Source organism: Burkholderia ubonensis, assembly GCF_001718695.1.
In the GTDB taxonomy this organism is placed as follows: Bacteria; Pseudomonadota; Gammaproteobacteria; order Burkholderiales; family Burkholderiaceae; genus Burkholderia; species Burkholderia ubonensis_B.
In genome coordinates this window covers 575,157-591,493 of the sequence record NZ_CP013421.1, presented here as the reverse complement: position 1 = coordinate 591,493, position 16,337 = coordinate 575,157, and the positions used below count along the sequence as shown (strand labels likewise).

Annotated in this window: 17 protein-coding genes; 14 read left to right on the top strand and 3 right to left on the bottom strand. The window is 60.9% G+C overall.

The window, feature by feature from the left end; all coding sequences use genetic code 11:
• The first annotated feature begins 197 nt into the window (after positions 1–197).
• From WJ35_RS17460 to WJ35_RS30370, 10 genes are read left to right on the top strand one after another with little or no spacing between them, the layout of a single operon-like run.
• Positions 198–893: a virB8 family protein gene (locus WJ35_RS17460; RefSeq protein ID WP_045579587.1), complete on the top strand. Its 696-nt coding sequence runs from the start codon at positions 198–200 to the stop codon at positions 891–893.
• Entirely contained in the window at positions 890–1,714 is an 825-nt protein-coding gene (locus WJ35_RS17455; RefSeq protein ID WP_045579588.1) for a TrbG/VirB9 family P-type conjugative transfer protein, read from the top strand. The genes WJ35_RS17460 and WJ35_RS17455 overlap by 4 nt, the downstream gene beginning before the upstream one ends.
• On the top strand, positions 1,707–2,933 hold the full coding sequence (virB10, locus tag WJ35_RS17450) for a type IV secretion system protein VirB10 (RefSeq protein ID WP_045579589.1): 1,227 nt from the start codon (positions 1,707–1,709) through the stop codon (positions 2,931–2,933). Before WJ35_RS17455 ends, virB10 begins: the two co-directional genes overlap by 8 nt.
• Positions 2,930–4,048 (top strand): P-type DNA transfer ATPase VirB11, encoded by a 1,119-nt coding sequence (virB11, locus tag WJ35_RS17445; protein WP_011879930.1) that lies wholly within the window; start codon positions 2,930–2,932, stop codon positions 4,046–4,048. Before virB10 ends, virB11 begins: the two co-directional genes overlap by 4 nt.
• 9 nt (positions 4,049–4,057) lie before the next feature.
• A complete protein-coding gene (locus WJ35_RS30385; RefSeq protein ID WP_011879931.1) occupies positions 4,058–4,432 on the top strand; it encodes a hypothetical protein in 375 nt (124 codons plus the stop codon).
• Complete coding sequence (locus WJ35_RS17440) at positions 4,429–6,147, top strand: type IV secretory system conjugative DNA transfer family protein (RefSeq protein ID WP_045579590.1); 1,719 nt, start codon at positions 4,429–4,431, stop codon at positions 6,145–6,147. The genes WJ35_RS30385 and WJ35_RS17440 overlap by 4 nt, the downstream gene beginning before the upstream one ends.
• Complete coding sequence (locus WJ35_RS17435) at positions 6,144–8,006, top strand: PriCT-2 domain-containing protein (protein ID WP_045579591.1); 1,863 nt, start codon at positions 6,144–6,146, stop codon at positions 8,004–8,006. Before WJ35_RS17440 ends, WJ35_RS17435 begins: the two co-directional genes overlap by 4 nt.
• Positions 8,007–8,062: 56 nt before the next feature.
• On the top strand, positions 8,063–9,586 hold the full coding sequence (locus WJ35_RS30380) for an LPD7 domain-containing protein (protein ID WP_080484368.1): 1,524 nt from the start codon (positions 8,063–8,065) through the stop codon (positions 9,584–9,586).
• Between the two features lie 8 nt (positions 9,587–9,594).
• A complete protein-coding gene (locus WJ35_RS30375; RefSeq protein WP_080484367.1) occupies positions 9,595–10,131 on the top strand; it encodes a plasmid stabilization protein in 537 nt (178 codons plus the stop codon).
• Position 10,132: 1 nt separating this feature from the next.
• Positions 10,133–11,137, top strand: a complete 1,005-nt coding sequence (locus WJ35_RS30370) for a relaxase/mobilization nuclease domain-containing protein (protein WP_059475157.1) — start codon at positions 10,133–10,135, stop codon at positions 11,135–11,137.
• A gap of 249 nt (positions 11,138–11,386) precedes the next feature.
• On the opposite strand, the gene WJ35_RS17415 is transcribed toward WJ35_RS30370, so the two are convergent.
• Both WJ35_RS17415 and WJ35_RS31380 read right to left on the bottom strand, forming a co-directional pair.
• Positions 11,387–11,818 carry a hypothetical protein gene (locus WJ35_RS17415; RefSeq protein WP_011879938.1) on the bottom strand — a complete coding sequence of 144 codons (432 nt, stop codon included), beginning with the start codon at positions 11,816–11,818 and terminating at the stop codon, positions 11,387–11,389.
• Positions 11,819–12,086: 268 nt separating this feature from the next.
• Positions 12,087–12,551: a hypothetical protein gene (locus WJ35_RS31380; RefSeq protein ID WP_155121939.1), complete on the bottom strand. Its 465-nt coding sequence runs from the start codon at positions 12,549–12,551 to the stop codon at positions 12,087–12,089.
• A 267-nt stretch (positions 12,552–12,818) separates the two neighbouring features.
• On the opposite strand from WJ35_RS31380, the gene WJ35_RS17410 reads away from it, so the two are divergent.
• The 4 genes from WJ35_RS17410 to WJ35_RS31375 are packed head-to-tail and all read left to right on the top strand — an operon-like array spanning position 12,819 to position 15,304.
• A complete protein-coding gene (locus WJ35_RS17410; RefSeq protein WP_011879940.1) occupies positions 12,819–13,280 on the top strand; it encodes a hypothetical protein in 462 nt (153 codons plus the stop codon).
• 9 nt (positions 13,281–13,289) lie between these two features.
• A complete protein-coding gene (locus tag WJ35_RS17405; RefSeq protein ID WP_045579595.1) occupies positions 13,290–13,982 on the top strand; it encodes a protein mobD in 693 nt (230 codons plus the stop codon).
• Positions 13,975–14,649 (top strand): hypothetical protein, encoded by a 675-nt coding sequence (locus tag WJ35_RS17400; protein ID WP_011879942.1) that lies wholly within the window; start codon positions 13,975–13,977, stop codon positions 14,647–14,649. Before WJ35_RS17405 ends, WJ35_RS17400 begins: the two co-directional genes overlap by 8 nt.
• Complete coding sequence (locus tag WJ35_RS31375; RefSeq protein WP_126221078.1) at positions 14,639–15,304, top strand: hypothetical protein; 666 nt, start codon at positions 14,639–14,641, stop codon at positions 15,302–15,304. Before WJ35_RS17400 ends, WJ35_RS31375 begins: the two co-directional genes overlap by 11 nt.
• Positions 15,305–15,493: 189 nt before the next feature.
• Here the strand turns inward: WJ35_RS31375 and WJ35_RS17395 are convergent, their stop codons facing one another.
• Complete coding sequence (locus WJ35_RS17395; protein WP_011879943.1) at positions 15,494–16,327, bottom strand: DUF932 domain-containing protein; 834 nt, start codon at positions 16,325–16,327, stop codon at positions 15,494–15,496.
• Positions 16,328–16,337: the final 10 nt, after the last annotated feature.

The window sequence follows — 16,337 nt, the reverse complement described above, 5'->3', positions numbered from 1 at the left end:
TCCATCCTGAGTTCGTTGACGTTCGCCGGGTGCCTCGCGTGGAGTCTTGCTGCCTGCAGCAGTGGACCACCCAAGCCCGTACTGCCGGACGGCCTGCACCGCGTGCCGGTCAATCGTGTCCCGCCAGTGCCTGACGTGCCAACGACAGTGCCGGCTGCTCCCGACCAGCCCGCGTTGCAGGATGCTGGAGACCACTCATGAGCTCGCACGGTTATGGCCGCGTACTTGACATCGAGGCGTCGTTGACTCACCTGCAGGAGCGCTCGGAACGGCGCGCGTGGCACGTTGCTTACGCGGCAGTTGGCATTGCCGTGCTGAGCACGGGAGCGCTCGCTGTGATGGTGCCGTTCTATCGCGTCGTGCCTCTGCCCATCGAGGTCGATCGCCTGACAGGGGAATCCCAGGTGATCGACGTGCTCGACGCCCGCCACGTGCACACGAAGGAAATCCAGGACAAGCACTGGGTCGAGACATATGTGCGCGCACGCGAGCGCTACGACTGGGGACTGCTGCAGATGGACTACGACAGCGTACTTTCGATGAGTGACGACGTGGTCGCTCGCGATTACCGTGGCCTCTACAGCGGTCCCGAGCCACTGGATCGGCAGCTGGGTGCGGGTGTTGAGCGGCGGATCCGGATTCTCTCGGTCACGCTGCCGCCTGACGAACCCGGCCATGCGGTTGTGCACGTCGAACGGACGTCGTTCAAGAATGGCGAAGCGCATGCCGAGCCAACCCAGCGCTTCGTGATCACGCTGGCTTATACCTACCGGCCGCCCGTATTCACACGTGAGAGCGTGGCGATCGCCAATCCATTCGGCTTCAAGGTCACCGCCTATAGCCGGGATACGGAATATACGCCGTCGGCGTCGGCAGCCGGAGGCACACCATGAGAGTGCTTCCGATCGGCATCGCGCTGGCAAGCCTGCTATTCGCAGGGGGGGCGCGAGCGGTTGACCTGCCCGGCTGGAACGGCGACTCGCGCGTTCGCCAGGTAATCTATCGAGCCGACGAGGTGGTGCGCGTGCAGGCGCAACGCGGCTTCGCGACGCACATCGCGCTGGGTTCCCACGAGCACATTCAGGTAGTCGCGCCAGGAGATCGAGACGGCTGGCAGGTGGTAGCGAACAAGGGCGATCACGATGTGTACCTGAAGCCGCAGCTTGCCGCCCACGATTCGAATCTTGAAATTCGCACCGACCGGCATAGCTACAGTTTTGATCTCGTGGTGCTTCCGCTGAAGTCGAAGTTCGGCAATGACCGCGTGATGTATCGCGTGACTTTCGTTTATCCGGACGAGTTGGCGAAGCGGGCGTCGGGGGAATCGGACGGCGAGTTGGTTGCGAAGCGCCTGGCGCGGCCGGCGGCCGTGCGTAATGCACACTATTCGATGCAGGTGATGCCGAACTCCGACGACATCGCGCCGACTGCGGCATGGGACGACGGACGTTTTACGTATCTGCGTGTTCCGAACAACCGGCGCATGCCGGCGATTTTCCGCGTGGCCGACGACGGTACGGAAAGCGTGGTCGACAAGCACATCCACGGTGACACGATCGTCGTGCACGAGGTGGCGAAGCGATTTGTGTTGCGGCTCGCACGAGAGGTCGTTGGAATTTGGAATGACGCTTACGACATCGACGGCGTGCCGGCGCATGACGGCACGACGGTCAACGGGGTGAAGCGCATTCTGCGGAGCCATCGCGATGAATGACGATAGCCCGCGCAACGTGATCGGACCCGACGATAGTTCGGAGCATAGGCATGAAGGCAGCCTGAACGCGGGAGCATCAAATGTTTCCGCTGATCGAGGTATGCCAGCGTTGGGGCAATACCGAGGCGCGCGTCCACGCGCCTGGTGGCTCACACCTGTCGCAATCGTACTGATCGTCGGTGTCGGCGCCGTTTGGACCGTGCACGGATTTCTCGCGCGGCACGATGCCGCGGCGAAGGCGCGGCGCGATTCGATGACAGGTACGTCTTCCCAGGGGCGCATGTTCAACGATCTGCCCGCGTCGTCGGTTGGTAGCGCAGCCTCCGAACCGGTACCAGCAAGCGCAGTCGCCGTGCGCCTGGCATCGAGTGCGGGCGTGGCCACGCCTGCTCGTATTGCACATGCTGCGACACCCCGCAGCTACTACGATGCGCCGCTGCTGGAAACGGGCGGTGGGCAGGAACTCGCGGGCGTAGCGCCCCGCGTTGGGCGGGCGGGTAGTGTACCTTTCCCGCTTACCGCGGGCGTTAGCGGCGGTGCAGGCGTGTCAGCTCGAGATCCAGGGCAGATGGGGGGCGGGCTCGGCCAGGCGCTGATACCGACCGTGACACCGCGTGTTCAGGCCGGGATGCTCGGCAATCGGAGCCTGGTGCTTGCGCAGGGCGCCAAGATCGACTGTGCCGGCGATACGGCATTTGATTCGACCGAGGCCGGCTTGTCGACCTGCACGGTGACCAAGAACGTGTATTCCGACGATGGCAACGTCGTGCTGATTGAACGGGGTTCGCAGATTAACAGCCAGTATCGCGCGAACATGTCGCCGGGACAGAAGCGGGTATTCGTGCTGTCGGCCCGTATCAAGACACCCAACGGTGTCACGGTCGAGGTCGACTCGCCGGCGGCCGACGCACTCGGCCGCATGGGCATTGACGGCTACGTGGACAACCATTGGAGTCAACGCATCGGTGCCGCAATGCTGCTTGGCGTTACCCAGGACGCGATCGGCTATCTGTCGACGCGCGGCGGCAGCGCCAACGGATCGGTGATGTTTCAAAGCACACAACAGCAGGGCAACGACATGGCCACGCGCGTGCTCGACAGCACGATCGGTATCCCGCCAACGCTCACCCAGAACCAGGGCGCGGAGTTCACAATCGTGATTGCGCGCGATTTGGATTTCGGATCGGTGTATGCCCTGCAGCCAGAGGGCACGCGATGATGACTCACTCGCCCCCGTTGGATGCAACACGCAACGCCGTGCTGGCTCGGTTACCCGACGACGCCTCCGTGCGCGAACTGATGCGACCGTTTGCGCGGCTGCTCGACGATCCCGAGGTGACTGAATTGGTGATCAATCGGCCGCAGCGTGTGTTGACCGAGAACTCGGTCGGTTGGCACGGCCACGACTACGCCGATCTCGATTTCGACCGGCTGATGTCATTCGCGGTGTCGGTCGCCACCCTGACTAACCAGGAAGTATCGTCGCGGTATCCGATTCTGTCGGCGCTGTTGCCGGACGACGCACGGATCCAGATTGTGGTTCCGCCGGTCGTACCGGCGCGCACGGTGTCGGTCACGATTCGCCGTCCGTCCCCGGACGAGAAGACGCTCAACGCGTGTCGGGACGAGGGATTGTTCGACGCGACGGTATGGCGCAGGCCAGACGGGCTCGACTCAGCTTGGGCGGACTTGTCCGCAGAAGACCGCGATCTCGTCCAATGCCTGGAAGAGCATGATTGGGTTACCTTATTCGAGCATGCTGTCAGGGGACGACGCAACATCGCGGTGGTCGGTAATACGGGGTCCGGCAAGACCAGTTTCATGAAGACCTTGTGCCGCTCGATTCCTGCGACCGAGCGGATCGTGACGATCGAGGACGTGCGGGAGCTAGTCATTCGGCACGTCGAGAACTGCGTGCATCTTCTCTACAGCAAGGGCGGGCATGGTCACGCGCAGGTGACGCCAGCAGACCTGATTGCAAGCGCGATGCGCATGCGACCGGATCGCGTGCTGTTGGCCGAACTGCGTGGTGCCGAAGCCTACGACTTCCTGAAGCTGCTGACGACCGGACACGCGGGGTCGATCACGAGCTATCACGCGCCCAATGTGACCGTCGCGATTGAGCGATTCGCGCTGATGGCAAAGGAACATCCGGAGGCCGCAGCTTGGGATGATGCCGCACTCAAGCGGTTGCTGTTCCTGACAGTCGATCTCGTCGCGCACATGGAGTCACGCGCGGTGTTCGACGCAGAGGACAAACAGACCGGCAGGCGTTGGGGCATGACCGAAGTTTGGTTCGATCCGGTGCGCAAGGCGCGCACCGCGTTTGTATAGGGGGCGCGCGTGGATCATCCGTCTTTGCCTTTGCGCCAACATATTCGGACGGCTGTCGTGACGTTGGCCGCACTAGCTTGCCTGATGGCTGGACTAGCCGTATCGCTCTGGCTCGCATCGTTCATCTTCTATGCCAGCCTGCGCATGAATCCGCTGCATGCGGGAGTGTGGGGCTGGTTCGACGCAGTACTGATGTGGCGAGACGGAATGATGCCGAACGTCGGGCGTAAGCTCGTGGGGGCGGCGTTGTTTGCTGTACTCGTGTCCGCGGGTGGTCCGGTAGTGGGCTTTCATGCGCTATGGGCGAGCTCGCATCGGCGTCGTCTCTATGGCAGTGCGCGCTTTGCGAATGAATCGGAAATCCGGCAGGCGGGGTTGCTATGACGACGCATGGCCGCCTTGATACGCCACCTGCGATTGTCGTTGGAATATGGCGCGGCCGCTACCTGCGATTTGGAGGTCAGCAGTTCGTGCTACTTGCCGCACCTGCCCGCTCCGGCAAGGGAGTTGGCGTAGTGATCCCGAATCTGCTCACCTTTCCCGATTCGGTCGTGGTGCTCGACATCAAGCAGGAAAACTATGCGACCACATCCGGCTTTCGCCGCGCACATGGACAAGATGTGTATCTGTTCAATCCGTTTGCCGAAGATGGCCGGACACACCGCTACAACCCACTGTCGGCGATCTCAGATGGCTTGTTCCGGGTGGGCGACATTCTCACGATCGGCTATGCACTGTATCCACCCGGAGGTCACGACGATTTCTGGAAAGATCAGGCGCGAAATCTGTTCCTCGGCATCGTGCTCCTGCTGTGCGAATGGCGCGATGCGCACCGGGCTGGCAAGGACGCGTCGAGTCCCGATTTTCCCGTCACGATGGGCGAAGTGCTGCGGCAGTCGTCGGGCAATGGCATGCCAGTCAAAACCTATTTGCAGCGAGCGCTGGTCCGGCATCGTGGCTTGCTCTCGCAACAATGCGTGGATGCACTGAATCGCTTCCTGTCTAATGACGACAAGGTGCTGGCGAGCGTGTTGGCGACCTTCAATGCGCCGCTGACGATCTGGGCCAACCCGATTGTCGACGCAGCAACGAGCGCGGACGATTTCGATCTGCGCGATCTGCGGCGCCGACGTATTTCCATCTATATCGGTGTCACGCCAGATCATCTGGCGGAAGCAGCCTTGATCGTGAACCTGCTCTTTTCGCAGATTATCAACTTGAACACGAAGCAACTGCCCGAAGCCGATCCTACACTCAAGTTCCAATGCCTGCTTGTGTTCGATGAGATGACGGCAATCGGAAAGATCCACATTCTTCCGCGCGCGATTGCCTATATGCCGGGTTTCAACCTGCGTGTGCTGTCGATCGTGCAGTCGATCGCGCAATTCGAATCCGTTTACGGGCGATCCGATGCCCGTACCATCATCACGAACCACGCGATGCAGATCCTCTATGCACCGCGCGAGCAGAAGGACGCGAACGAATACTCGGAAATGCTCGGTACGTTTACCGACCAATCGCGCAGTGTGAGCCGCCCCAACGCATTTTTTGGCGGCCGGGGTGGTTCAAGCGAAAGCGTATCTGAACAGCGCCGGCCGTTGCTGTTGCCGCAGGAATTGAAGGAACTGGAGCGCGACAAGGAAATCATCTTGCTCGAAAACACCAAGCCGATTTTGGCCGACAAGATCTGCTATTGGCGCGATCCCGAGTTTGCGGCCCGCGTCATGCCGGCACCGTCCGTGCCCACCCTGAACATGGAGCATTTCTCCGCGGTGGTCCAGCGTCGCTTGCGCGACTTGCATCCCGATGAGCTCGACCCGCAGGACGCGGGGCTCGTTCATGTGCCGCACGAGTACCTTGAAGTACTGCAGGCATGGAATCCGCGCGATCTGCCGCCGAACCTCGCAGACCTCAGCGAGGAGGAGGCTGTGGCTTATGTCGAGCGGCATTTCGTGCTGCTGGGTATGCCGGCCGGTAAGGTTGAGCAGGTGAGACGTTGCCTGAGCGCAAGCGATCTTGATGTGGCTGAGCTCGATTTTGTTGAACCGGCGCGCCAGGCAGCCGTGAGCGGTGCGCCAGTCGGGGAAGTCCGGCAATGACGACGCCCTATGTACACGATGTGGATCGTGCACGTGCAGCGCTTGCCGTCATTCCGGCCGACGACTATGGGACCTGGGTCGATATGGCGTTCGCGCTCAAGCAGGGCTTCGGCGACGAAGGTTTTGAAATCTGGGACGCGTGGAGTCGGACGGCACCCAACTATAACGAGCGTGCAGCTCGGACTACATGGCGCTCGGCCAGCGCATCCGGTGGCAAGACGCTCGCTACGCTTTTCTGGCAGGCGCGTCAGCACGGCTTCGATCTGAAGCGGGCGAATTATCCGAATCGCATGACCACCGTATTGGCGGCGTCACCCGAGGTATTGGCTCAGCGCGCACGGGAGGAGGTGCAACTTCAAGCACGTCACGCAGCTGTTGCTCAAGAGGCCGCATCGATCTGGCAGTGGGCGAGGCCAGTCGGCCCAGCGCATCCCTATCTTGTACGTAAACACCTTGAGCCGCCATACACGCTGCGCGAGCTCGATGCACTTGAACTGCGTGCGCTGCTTGGCTACCTGCCGGCCAGCGAGGAAGTACCGCTGCATGGACGTGTTTTGATCGTGCCTGTTGGGAATGGGTTGATCTCGACGCTCGAACTGATCGACGAACACGGGCGCAAATCATCTCTGGCTGGCGGCGCGAAAAGAGGCGGCTACTGGACGACGGAGCCGAGATGGATTCCGGCCAGTGCTCCGTCGCGGGTTTTGGTCGCAGAGGGTATGGCGACTGCCCTGGCGGCCTCCAGAGCCACAGGTTGGTTCGCGACGGCGGCGCTGTCCAGCGGGAACCTGGGGCTGGTAGCGAAGAGTTTGCGTGAACAGTATCCCGCCGCGGAGCTGATCGTGCTAGGTGAACTGGGTCGTGGCGAGCCGCAGGCACGGGCGCGGCGTGCGGCGGAAGATGCGAGTGCGCATCTGGTTTGGCCACGATTCGCCGCAGATGCGCGTATCCGCGACATGGTACCGAATGACTTCAGTGACATGGTGGTGCTGAGCGGATATGAAGCGGTCGGCGAATACCTGCGCGCTGTGGTCCGTACTGTTGTCAGGGCAGATGGCCAATCGGAAATCTTCGCCGAATCCGGTGTGACCGTGGTTGATGTCAATGAGCATGAGGAGGACGGAAAAGTGAGCAACGTCAAGGAAACGCTGTTGACAGGAGATGACGGTACGTCGCGTCTCCGGTCCTCAAAGCGCGGTGCACCGAAGCAGGCTACGCCGGATGTGCCGGCAACGGAGCGTGCATCCGGCTCCGCGTCACCCTCGGTGGATGCTCCATCTGACACTCTGCCTGTTGCGGCGCCATCGGCTACCGATCCGACTCGACTTGCGTCGACGCGTCCACCAATCGGCGAGGCGCTGTTTGGCCTTGCTGACGTTCCGAACGAGGTCAAGGCGCTCGCGGAGCATCGGTTTGGCTCACCGCTGAGGCTGGGCACGCCGCGCGAAAACGGTGGCCCCTATCGGGGTGAGGTCTTCAACACGGAGCGCTATCTAATCCAGCAGGTCGCGACACGCAGTGTCGTGTTCCACCGCAAAGATCGAATGACATTTGTGTCTGACCGTCTGAAATGGATGGATGAAAACTCCCGTTTGAATGGATCCGAGTTGCAAGTGGGCTATGACGGCGATCAGGCGAAGGTTTATCCGTGGGACCGGGCGCGCGATCTGCTGGAACGTATGGTCGGTTCACTGAAGAAGTCGGTCCGTGAGTTGAACTACAGCCCCAATCTTGAGGCGATGCTCGATCAGTTGCAGGCGAGATCCTGGACGCGCATCCGTGAAGCGCGTGCGGCCGCACTCGAGAAGTCGCGGGAACATGATGTGTCTCGCAAAGCCGGTTCAATGCCTGACCGATAAGGCATACCAGCATCGAGCCGACATTCAACGTCGATCTTTAGAATGCGAGGTGCCACATGGCTCTGAGGACTTTCGCGAACGACGCCGATCCAGTTATCAACGTGATCGAACAGGATTTGACGGCCAGCGGTGGAGGACCGGCTGCGTTGGACGAACGCCAGGGCAGGCTGGAATCAGCTGCGCTAGCAGCCGTATCGGCCCGGCGCAGACGTGAGTTTGATGCCGCCCGGGCGAGATTGCGGGAGCAAGCGATCCGCGACGATGCGACCACACGGTCGAGGGCTCAGACTCGCCCGCCGAGCGGGACTCAGGCCGACATGAGTTTGACGAGTGCGCCGCTTGACCAGTTGCCCGAACGTGTGCGCAAGCGTTACCTGCGCGCGGGCAACCAGTATTTCCTAAAGGAGGCGCCGTATCAGCTTGCATTTGAAGATTTAGGGTCATACCTCGTAACTGAGCACAACCGGCCGGATGTGGTCGAGTCGATGATTGACATGGCGCATGCAAAATCGTGGCGGCGCATTCGTGTGTCGGGCCACGAAATGTTTCGTAGCGAGGCGTGGTTCCAGGGCACGCTGCTCGGCATTGACGTGAACGGCTACGCGCCCAAAGCGGCAGATCTGGCGCGCCTGACGGAGGCGCGGCAAGCGCGGTTGGACAACCGCATCGAGGTGGTCGAGCAAATCGACGCGCCGACGGCCGCGAGCGCGGCGGCTCGTACAGATAATCCGCCTGTGATTTCAACTGTACCCCGAGCCGGCGTAGGCACGAATAGCGACCGAAAATCTCCATCCACATCGGTCCTTGCGTCGATGTCTGAACTGCCTATTCGCGATGGCGGCCGTACCGCTGAAAACGACGAGGCCGATATCCCTCGGAAATACGTCGGAGAGCTGCTCGAGCATGGCGCGGCCCCATATCAGCACAATCCCGCGCGCAGCGGCTCGTACTACGTGGTATTTCGCGACGAGGCGGCCGTCGATCAGGTCGTGTGGGGTGTCGATCTCGAGCGTGCGGTGCGGGAGGCGAATGCCCAGATCGGGCAGCAGGTGACACTCGAAAATCTCGGCAAACGCCTCGTCACCGTGCGATTGCCGATTTTGAATGACGAAGGGAGCGTGATAGGTGAAGAGGAGAAGCTCGTTCATCGAAATACTTGGCAGGTAGAGAGCGTGCAGCGGGACCATGACGTTGCAGTCTCGAACAAGCCGGACTATCCGCAGGTTGAGCAAGCTGGATCTACAGATTCACTCGGTGTTCCAGTCGACGAGACAGCACCGCACAATATCCGCGATGCGCGCTATTGGTCCAGGCAACGGGCATTGCATGTAGCCGTGCTCACGGCGGCCATGCGAGAACAGGGTTTTAGCGAGCGCTCCGTTACCCGAGTTCGGCAGCACGCTGAACGCATGCTCGAGGCATTCCGGCGCGAGGGCATTCCGGTGCCTACGCCGAAAGTATTCGATCCGAACGCGCCGTCGGGCCGGGATCGGCGTAAGCATCAGGTGCCGGAGCGCATGCCTGCCAGCGAGCTCGAGCGCACACCAGCCGAGCCGCCGCAATCAGCACCGTCTCGCTGAGGCTAGTCGTGGTCGTGCGCGAGCGCTTGTGCGTCGAACTCGGGGAAATCAGGGTGCGCTGGGAATACTGGTGTGCTCGCCGAGGTGTGACGGCGGGCGAGGGCGTGCGTCAGTTGATCGCAACGGCTGTACGTGACAATGCGGCAGACGGATCCGGCACGACCATATGGCGCTTGCCTCGACCGGTGGTTGGAGAGCCGCGTCATCGCATCGAAATCCGACTGACCAATGCGGAGCTGAATGCGGTCGAGCGGTGCGCCGCAGCAATAGGTCTGCGCAGTAATCGCTGGATCGTGTCGTTGGTTCGGGCGCAATTGACCCGGGAACCGCAATTGGGCGTGTCCGAATTGAATGCGCTCTCCATATCGAACCAACGACTTGCTGAGATCAGCCGTTTGTTGGGCGAACTTGCACGTGCCGACGAAAACGAACTTGTGCGTCGAGATCTGGTGTCCGAATCGGCAGAATTGCAAAAGCGTATTGACGAACACCTGCGTACGGCAGCTGCGATCATGCGCGCGAACCTCGATCGATGGAGCCGCTGACATGTCATATCCGAAAATCTACATCGATGCGATGCTCGTGAACTGGGGCGACCGCCTGTTTCATGATCCGCTGCGACATGCGCAGGCATCGCGACTCTCACATGTGGGCATTCGCGACGCTGCCGCTCGCATGCGTGCGCAGATCGCCCGCACGCTCAGACGCGCTCCGGAAGTCATGGTCAAGATTACCAACCAGGCGGCGAGTGCACAGGGCATGGGAGCTGTACGTCGACATCTGCGCTATATCTCTCGCAACGGCCGGATCGAACTGGAGGATCAAAACGGTGCCTGTATTGAAGGCAAGGATGCGCTAAGCGATCTCGCGAAGACCTGGCAATTCGGCGGTTGGGGTATCCCCGAGGCCAGCACGCGCCGCGAGACTTTCAACATCCTGCTGTCGATGCCACCCGGAACGGATCGGAAGGCAGTTCGCGATGCGGCTCGGGATTTCGCGGCGCTTGAGTTCGGTGATGGCCGGGCGTACGTTTTCGCTGCGCACAATGACGAAGCTCATCCGCACGTGCATCTGAGCGTACAGGTACGTGGTCCGAATGGGCATCGTCTGAATCCACGCCATAAGGATCTTCAGCGATGGCGGGAGCGTTTTGCGGAGAAACTGCGTCAGCACGGTGTCGAGGCGAATGCGACGCCTCGACGTGTGCGCGGCGTGACGCAGCGCTACCCGAAGCAGCCCGTCGTCCATATGGTCGAGCGTGGAGAAATGCCGAGGTACTGGAGATCGATGCCGACCGATGCTCAGCGCGATGCAGTATGGGTCGCGCAAGGTGGCGCATTTACCGCCTGGCGATCAATGGCCTATGCAATGGCGAGGTCGGGTGTCCGTGAGGATCGGGCAATGGCCGTTGAGATGGCGTACTTCGTCGGGTCCATGCCGGTGCAACGAGATCGAACAATGGCAGGGCGTGCGAGGCGCGAGATGCCGGATCGACAGATGCCAGATACTGTCGAGCGTTCCGGTGGCGCCAGGCACGATGTGGAACGCTAATGGCCAGAGCGCATGATGGCTGTCGTTATCATGGTGCGACTCGGCAGCAATCATATTTACAAGCCGAGTCCCGGATGTTTGGAAACTTGGTGCCTGGTTGGGTACGCGGCCCGTTGTCCCCACATGCGAAGCGGTCTTCTACGCTGGCCTGCGGATGATCCGTCGGCCCTTGGTTGCCGGTAATCTCGAACAGTGCCCAGTCTTGCCCGTTGTGTTGCGACTTGAGCCCACAGTTTCGAGCCGCTAGGCTCATTCCCGATCGGAAAGCCATGCTGGCCCGGCCTTGAATGTCGCGACGAGCAGAAACAGGAATGTGATCGCGAGAAGCGGGATGCCGTAGATCGCCACCGGGAAAAACAGCACGAGCTGCAGGACCGATCCGGGAACACCGTACATCAGCGCTGTGTTTCTGATGTTTTCGTACATCAATCGGATGACTGCCGCAAGCCCCATTGCTATGAGCACGAGACCCGCCCTTGTTGGTTCGTGATGCAGTAGTGCGAATCCCCATCCGACATATCCCCACCATATGAGATTGATACCGACTGCGGCAAGCCAAAACCCACGCGCCGTGAAGAAACTGTAACCGTACCGGTGTCGCGAGTGACGATCAAAAAGCTGAATGCTTTTTGCAATCGCGATGACGGTACCAAGGATGATCGCGAGTTTGAGATATTCCACGGAACGTTCCTCCAGAGTGTGGCGCCTGATCGGGGCGCCTCCTTTGGCGACATGAACGGCTCCTCAGCGAAATGTGACGAGTCGGTTGCCCTGCCTTCCAATATAGACGGACAGACCGAGAGCAGAAAGTTTGGACATCTGAAATATCAGCGAGTCATATTTCTGCGAATCTCCGTATGTGGAAGAGAACAGGTCTTGCTATGAGCGAAACTGTGGACGAATGCGAAGAACATTGGAGCTCTTGGTAGCGCGCGCTGCAGGCGTTGATCTAGATGGCACGCGCAACATCGGACCAGCCTTGGTTTTCGAGGAGCGTCGCAATGGCGTCAAAAACCGGCGCAAGCCTATCCTGCCATGCCTCGATTCCCGTGTTGTTTTCTATACCGCGTGTGACTTTCTGGCGCTCAATGTGTAAGCCATGTACAACGCGAATTCGCATCCATGTAATTGCAGTGCGCGCCGCGTTTGACGTAGTGATGCGAAGAAGCAATCGGCACACGAGCGCCCGATCAATCCCTGTCGAGATAGACGCAGAGGTGCCGAGGACGTCCTGCAGTGCCCAGTGAGTGGATGGTGCGCTCGGCGTATCGCGCATGTCGTGCGGGTGATACTTTTGTTTGATCCGCAGTCCCGCCGCGATGAAAATTATCGCGAAGCGCACTCGCGTGTATGGCATATGCGTGGCAATGGCGGGTCGAGACGGGTGAGCGTCGCGTTCGTGTACCTGAGACATGAGTTGCGTCGTGGCGTATCTTCGGTGCGAATCCGCGAGCGCATTATGTTCACCGCGATTACGCTGGTGTGCACGAGTGGGAGAGCAGGTGAAAGGCCCGTGAAAATCGAGGACCGCTTTGGCAATCGGCAAAAAATATTTCTCGTTCCGTCAATGTCATCTGCATTCCGATGTATTCCGTCGTCGTCGAAGCACGCACGAAGCAGGTGTTGACGGCGAGTGAGTGTGTGCGCAATATGGAGCGAAGCTTGTGTATCGGAGTGAGTCATGTCAGACGTCAGGAACTTCACGCGAGGGCAGTGGGAAGCGTTTGGACGCAGACTGAATGCGCTGCCGGAAAAGGCGAAACACGACCAGCCGGTCAAGGTGGGCGATGGCGTGAAATCCATATGGACACAGATCGTTGCGGCGCGGGAGAAGGGATACACGATGCCTGAGCTGATCGAGCAGGCCGCGCAGGAGGGCATTGACGTGAGTCTCAATTCCTTGAGATATGCGATGCGTTGCGCTGACGGAAGGGGGCGAATGCGGCGGGGTAGTCGGGACGCGTCGCGGGAGCCGGTGACACCGCCACCGAGGGGCAGGAAGTCCGCCCAAGCCGAAGCGCCACTTGAGGAGCCGCTACGCGCCGGAATACACCCAAAGGGAGACAAGGAGGTGACCAAACCGGAGCAACAGGTACAGGGCTTTCTCGGGTTCCCGATCAGCTCCGATACCGAGAACTTGTAGAGGTTACGCATGGCGACGGAAAATCCCCCTATCTATATGGTCGGCGGCAGCAAGGGCGGTGTTGGTAAGAGTTTCGTGACGCTGGCGCTGGTCGATTATCTTCGACGCACGGAGGTCAATGTCGTGCTGGTAGAAACGGACACGTCCAACCCCGATGTCATGAAGGCGGTCCACGACGAGATCGTATGCGGGTCGTGTGATCTGGACGACGTTAGCGGCTGGATTGACTTCGTCAATTTTTGCGATGCGCACCGGGATGCGACGGTTGTCGTCAACACGGCGGCTCGGAGCCAGGCGGGCGTTGCGCAGTACGGCGGGACGCTCGCCAGCACACTTGATGAACTGGCCCGGCGTCTCGTTGTGTTGTGGGTCATCAACCGGCAGCGCGACAGCCTTGAATTGCTTCTCAGGTTCGGTGCGACGTTTCCGAATGCGCTCACGCACGTCGTACGCAACGGCTATTTTGGGCCGCCCGAGAAATTCACTCTGTACCGGGATTCGCAATTGAGAAAGGCGGTCGAGGCTCAGGGCCAGTCACTGGATTTTCCCGATCTTGCCGATCGCGTCGCGGACGAACTGCGCAGCCAGCGTCTGTCGGTACACAAGGCGGCGGAAACGATGCATATTGGCGAGCGGGCGGAACTGCTGCGCTGGCGCGCAGTGTGCAGCACGATGTTCGCCAGGGTGACGACTCATGCGTAAGAGGCGGGCTGGGTCGCCTGACGCGCTTGCCCGCCTGTTTCTCGAGGCCACGGGCGAATTGCCCGATGACGGTAGTCTGCTGCGGATGCGCCGGGTTTCCGGTGCGTTGAACCTGCGGGACAACGATGCTCTGTGGTCAATGATCGTGGCGCTTGAATACTACGCACGGCTGTACGAGGCGATGCCTGATCGTATCCGCAGGGCCGGGGAAGGAGGTTTCGACGCTGTGCGTCGAGAAGTCGATGAGGCGACCGGGGCCTTGATGCGCCAGCACCGCGACGCGCTCGCGCGCTGCAAGGCGACGATCCAGCTGGCGGAGGACATGACGCGTGAGCACGAAGCGGGGTATCGGGCTGCGCTCGCCTCGCTCAATGAGGCATCAATAGTCGCGTTCGCCGACCGGCTGGCCAACCGGGCTGCGAAGATCGCAGGCAACCGAATGGTCGGCGCAGTCGCTGTGGCGGCGCGGGATCAGCGGGCGCGAATGGATGAGGCGGTGGGCGTGTTGGGGAGCGCGATGGCCGATGCCCTGAAACGGATACAGACGGGTATCGAGTTGACTGAACGGCGTTTGACCCGCGCGCTGGCTCGCCTGCTGTTCGCCGCGGCCAGCCTTTTTGTGACGTTTCTCGCTGTCGCATTCTGGCTAGGTGAGCATGTCCGATGAACAGTATCGGGTTCGGCTCTTGGGTGGGAGTTTGCCCGATCGTCGCGGCACCCGTGTCGCGCGCGGCCTTCCTGTCATGGCGCGCCAGCCCGCACTCGATAGCGAGGTCGGCTTGCGAGTCGACGATGATGAACGCACCGGCTTCGCCCATTTGCTGCGTGCTCCATGCTGGTGTGTGCATTTCGGCCACCCGAATCGCAGCGGTGACGATGTCCAGTTCGGTTTCGATCCGTTCGCATTCCTCCCGGGCATTTCGTCGTCCTCCGACAGCGCGTCGTACTGGTCCCGCAAGCTTGTCCTGCGGGGCGGTCAGGACATTCATTTCGCATTGCTCGTCTCCGGTACACGGGGGCGCAGTCGGAGCGAGCCTGTCGTAGTGGTTCAGTTCGAGTACGTCACGCTCGATGCGCATTTCGGTCCAGTTCCACGCTCGGCACGAATGTCCCCTGCTACCGTTTCGAGTTTTTCGCCCCGAAGACGTTGCAAGTGCTGTGTCAACGATGAATCCGGTGTTTTCAGCGTCGCTGAACAGGTCCCGCCGGACAAGGCCGTCCACAGTCTGGTAGGCGGCAGCGGCTGCGTGCGCGTATTGAGTGGTGAGCGTCGGAGGCTGGAATACGGTACGGTCACGATGGCTTGTTCGTTGCCGAAGTAGGTTTCGAGCATGGCGGTCGATTGGGCAGCGCCAGGATCGGGGGTTTCGGTTTGGGTTTATGCGGCTGACTCTAGAAAATGGAAAGAAACGTTCCGGGTCGCGCTTCTTCCTGAACCTGTTAGGACATGGCCCGGATAGGACGTCTGACAGATTGGGACGCTTGAGGCGACATGGCGTCGCCCCAAGCGCTTACGCCTTCATTTGGCGCATGGCGTCGGCCAGCATCCAGAGGGCGCGATTGAGCTTCACGTTCTGATCGATGCCTGTGACGGGGCGGGTGGACATTGCCCGGCCGGTTCGCGAGCGCCCGTGCAGCCCGCCTTTGGTGAGGTTCTCCTGCACCCGGTTGAACACCGTCCAGAGATCGTCGCGGCGATCCTCGAAACGGCGCGGGGCAAGCAATTGGCTCTCGGTGACAGGGGAGGGGGCCTCCGTGTCAGTCGGGTCGTAGCGCAGTGCAAGGGCGGAACGGGCGAACGCGTGCTGTTCAGCGCGGTCCAGTTCGACGCCGCGCATGCTGTCGGTCTGCTCGCGGATCAGGTCGAAGGTGTCGAGCACGTCGAACGCGCCATCGATGACGTTCCGTGCGATGTTGCCTTTGTGTGGTATGCGGATATCGCGCACGCTGTCGCCAGCGACCATGCCGTTCTGGCAGACGAAACGCAGCACACCAGCCAGCATCTGGTAGCTGCTCGTGCCGTCGTGCGAGTTCAGCAGCACGACCTCGTTGGCTTCTTCCCCGACGATCTGGGTGGCGTGACGAAGCCGGAGCATGTGTTTCGTGTACTCGCGCTTGCCTGGATCACGCACGCGGCTCTGGCAGACCATGAACGGCTGGAAGCCTTCATTGCGCAGACCGCGCAGCACATCGATGGTGGGAATGTAGGTGTAGCGTTCGGAGCGGCTTGCGTGCTTGCCGTCCGCGAAGATTGACGGCGCGACGCTACGGATCTGGTCGTCCGAGAGGGGCGAGTCGGCGCGCAGTATCGGCGAGCCGTAACGGAATGAGGAAGCGAGTTGCATGGCAGTCTCC

Coding starts and splice junctions, on each gene's coding strand:
- WJ35_RS17460 (WP_045579587.1), top strand. CDS start 198: ATGAGCTCGCACGGTTATGGCCGCGTACTTGACATCGAGGCGTCGTTG.
- WJ35_RS17455 (WP_045579588.1), top strand. CDS start 890: ATGAGAGTGCTTCCGATCGGCATCGCGCTGGCAAGCCTGCTATTCGCA.
- virB10 (WP_045579589.1), top strand. CDS start 1,707: ATGAATGACGATAGCCCGCGCAACGTGATCGGACCCGACGATAGTTCG.
- virB11 (WP_011879930.1), top strand. CDS start 2,930: ATGATGACTCACTCGCCCCCGTTGGATGCAACACGCAACGCCGTGCTG.
- WJ35_RS17440 (WP_045579590.1), top strand. CDS start 4,429: ATGACGACGCATGGCCGCCTTGATACGCCACCTGCGATTGTCGTTGGA.
- WJ35_RS17435 (WP_045579591.1), top strand. CDS start 6,144: ATGACGACGCCCTATGTACACGATGTGGATCGTGCACGTGCAGCGCTT.
- WJ35_RS30380 (WP_080484368.1), top strand. CDS start 8,063: ATGGCTCTGAGGACTTTCGCGAACGACGCCGATCCAGTTATCAACGTG.
- WJ35_RS30370 (WP_059475157.1), top strand. CDS start 10,133: ATGTCATATCCGAAAATCTACATCGATGCGATGCTCGTGAACTGGGGC.
- WJ35_RS31380 (WP_155121939.1), bottom strand. CDS start 12,551: ATGTCTCAGGTACACGAACGCGACGCTCACCCGTCTCGACCCGCCATT.
- WJ35_RS17410 (WP_011879940.1), top strand. CDS start 12,819: ATGTCAGACGTCAGGAACTTCACGCGAGGGCAGTGGGAAGCGTTTGGA.
- WJ35_RS17405 (WP_045579595.1), top strand. CDS start 13,290: ATGGCGACGGAAAATCCCCCTATCTATATGGTCGGCGGCAGCAAGGGC.
- WJ35_RS17400 (WP_011879942.1), top strand. CDS start 13,975: ATGCGTAAGAGGCGGGCTGGGTCGCCTGACGCGCTTGCCCGCCTGTTT.
- WJ35_RS31375 (WP_126221078.1), top strand. CDS start 14,639: ATGTCCGATGAACAGTATCGGGTTCGGCTCTTGGGTGGGAGTTTGCCC.
- WJ35_RS17395 (WP_011879943.1), bottom strand. CDS start 16,327: ATGCAACTCGCTTCCTCATTCCGTTACGGCTCGCCGATACTGCGCGCC.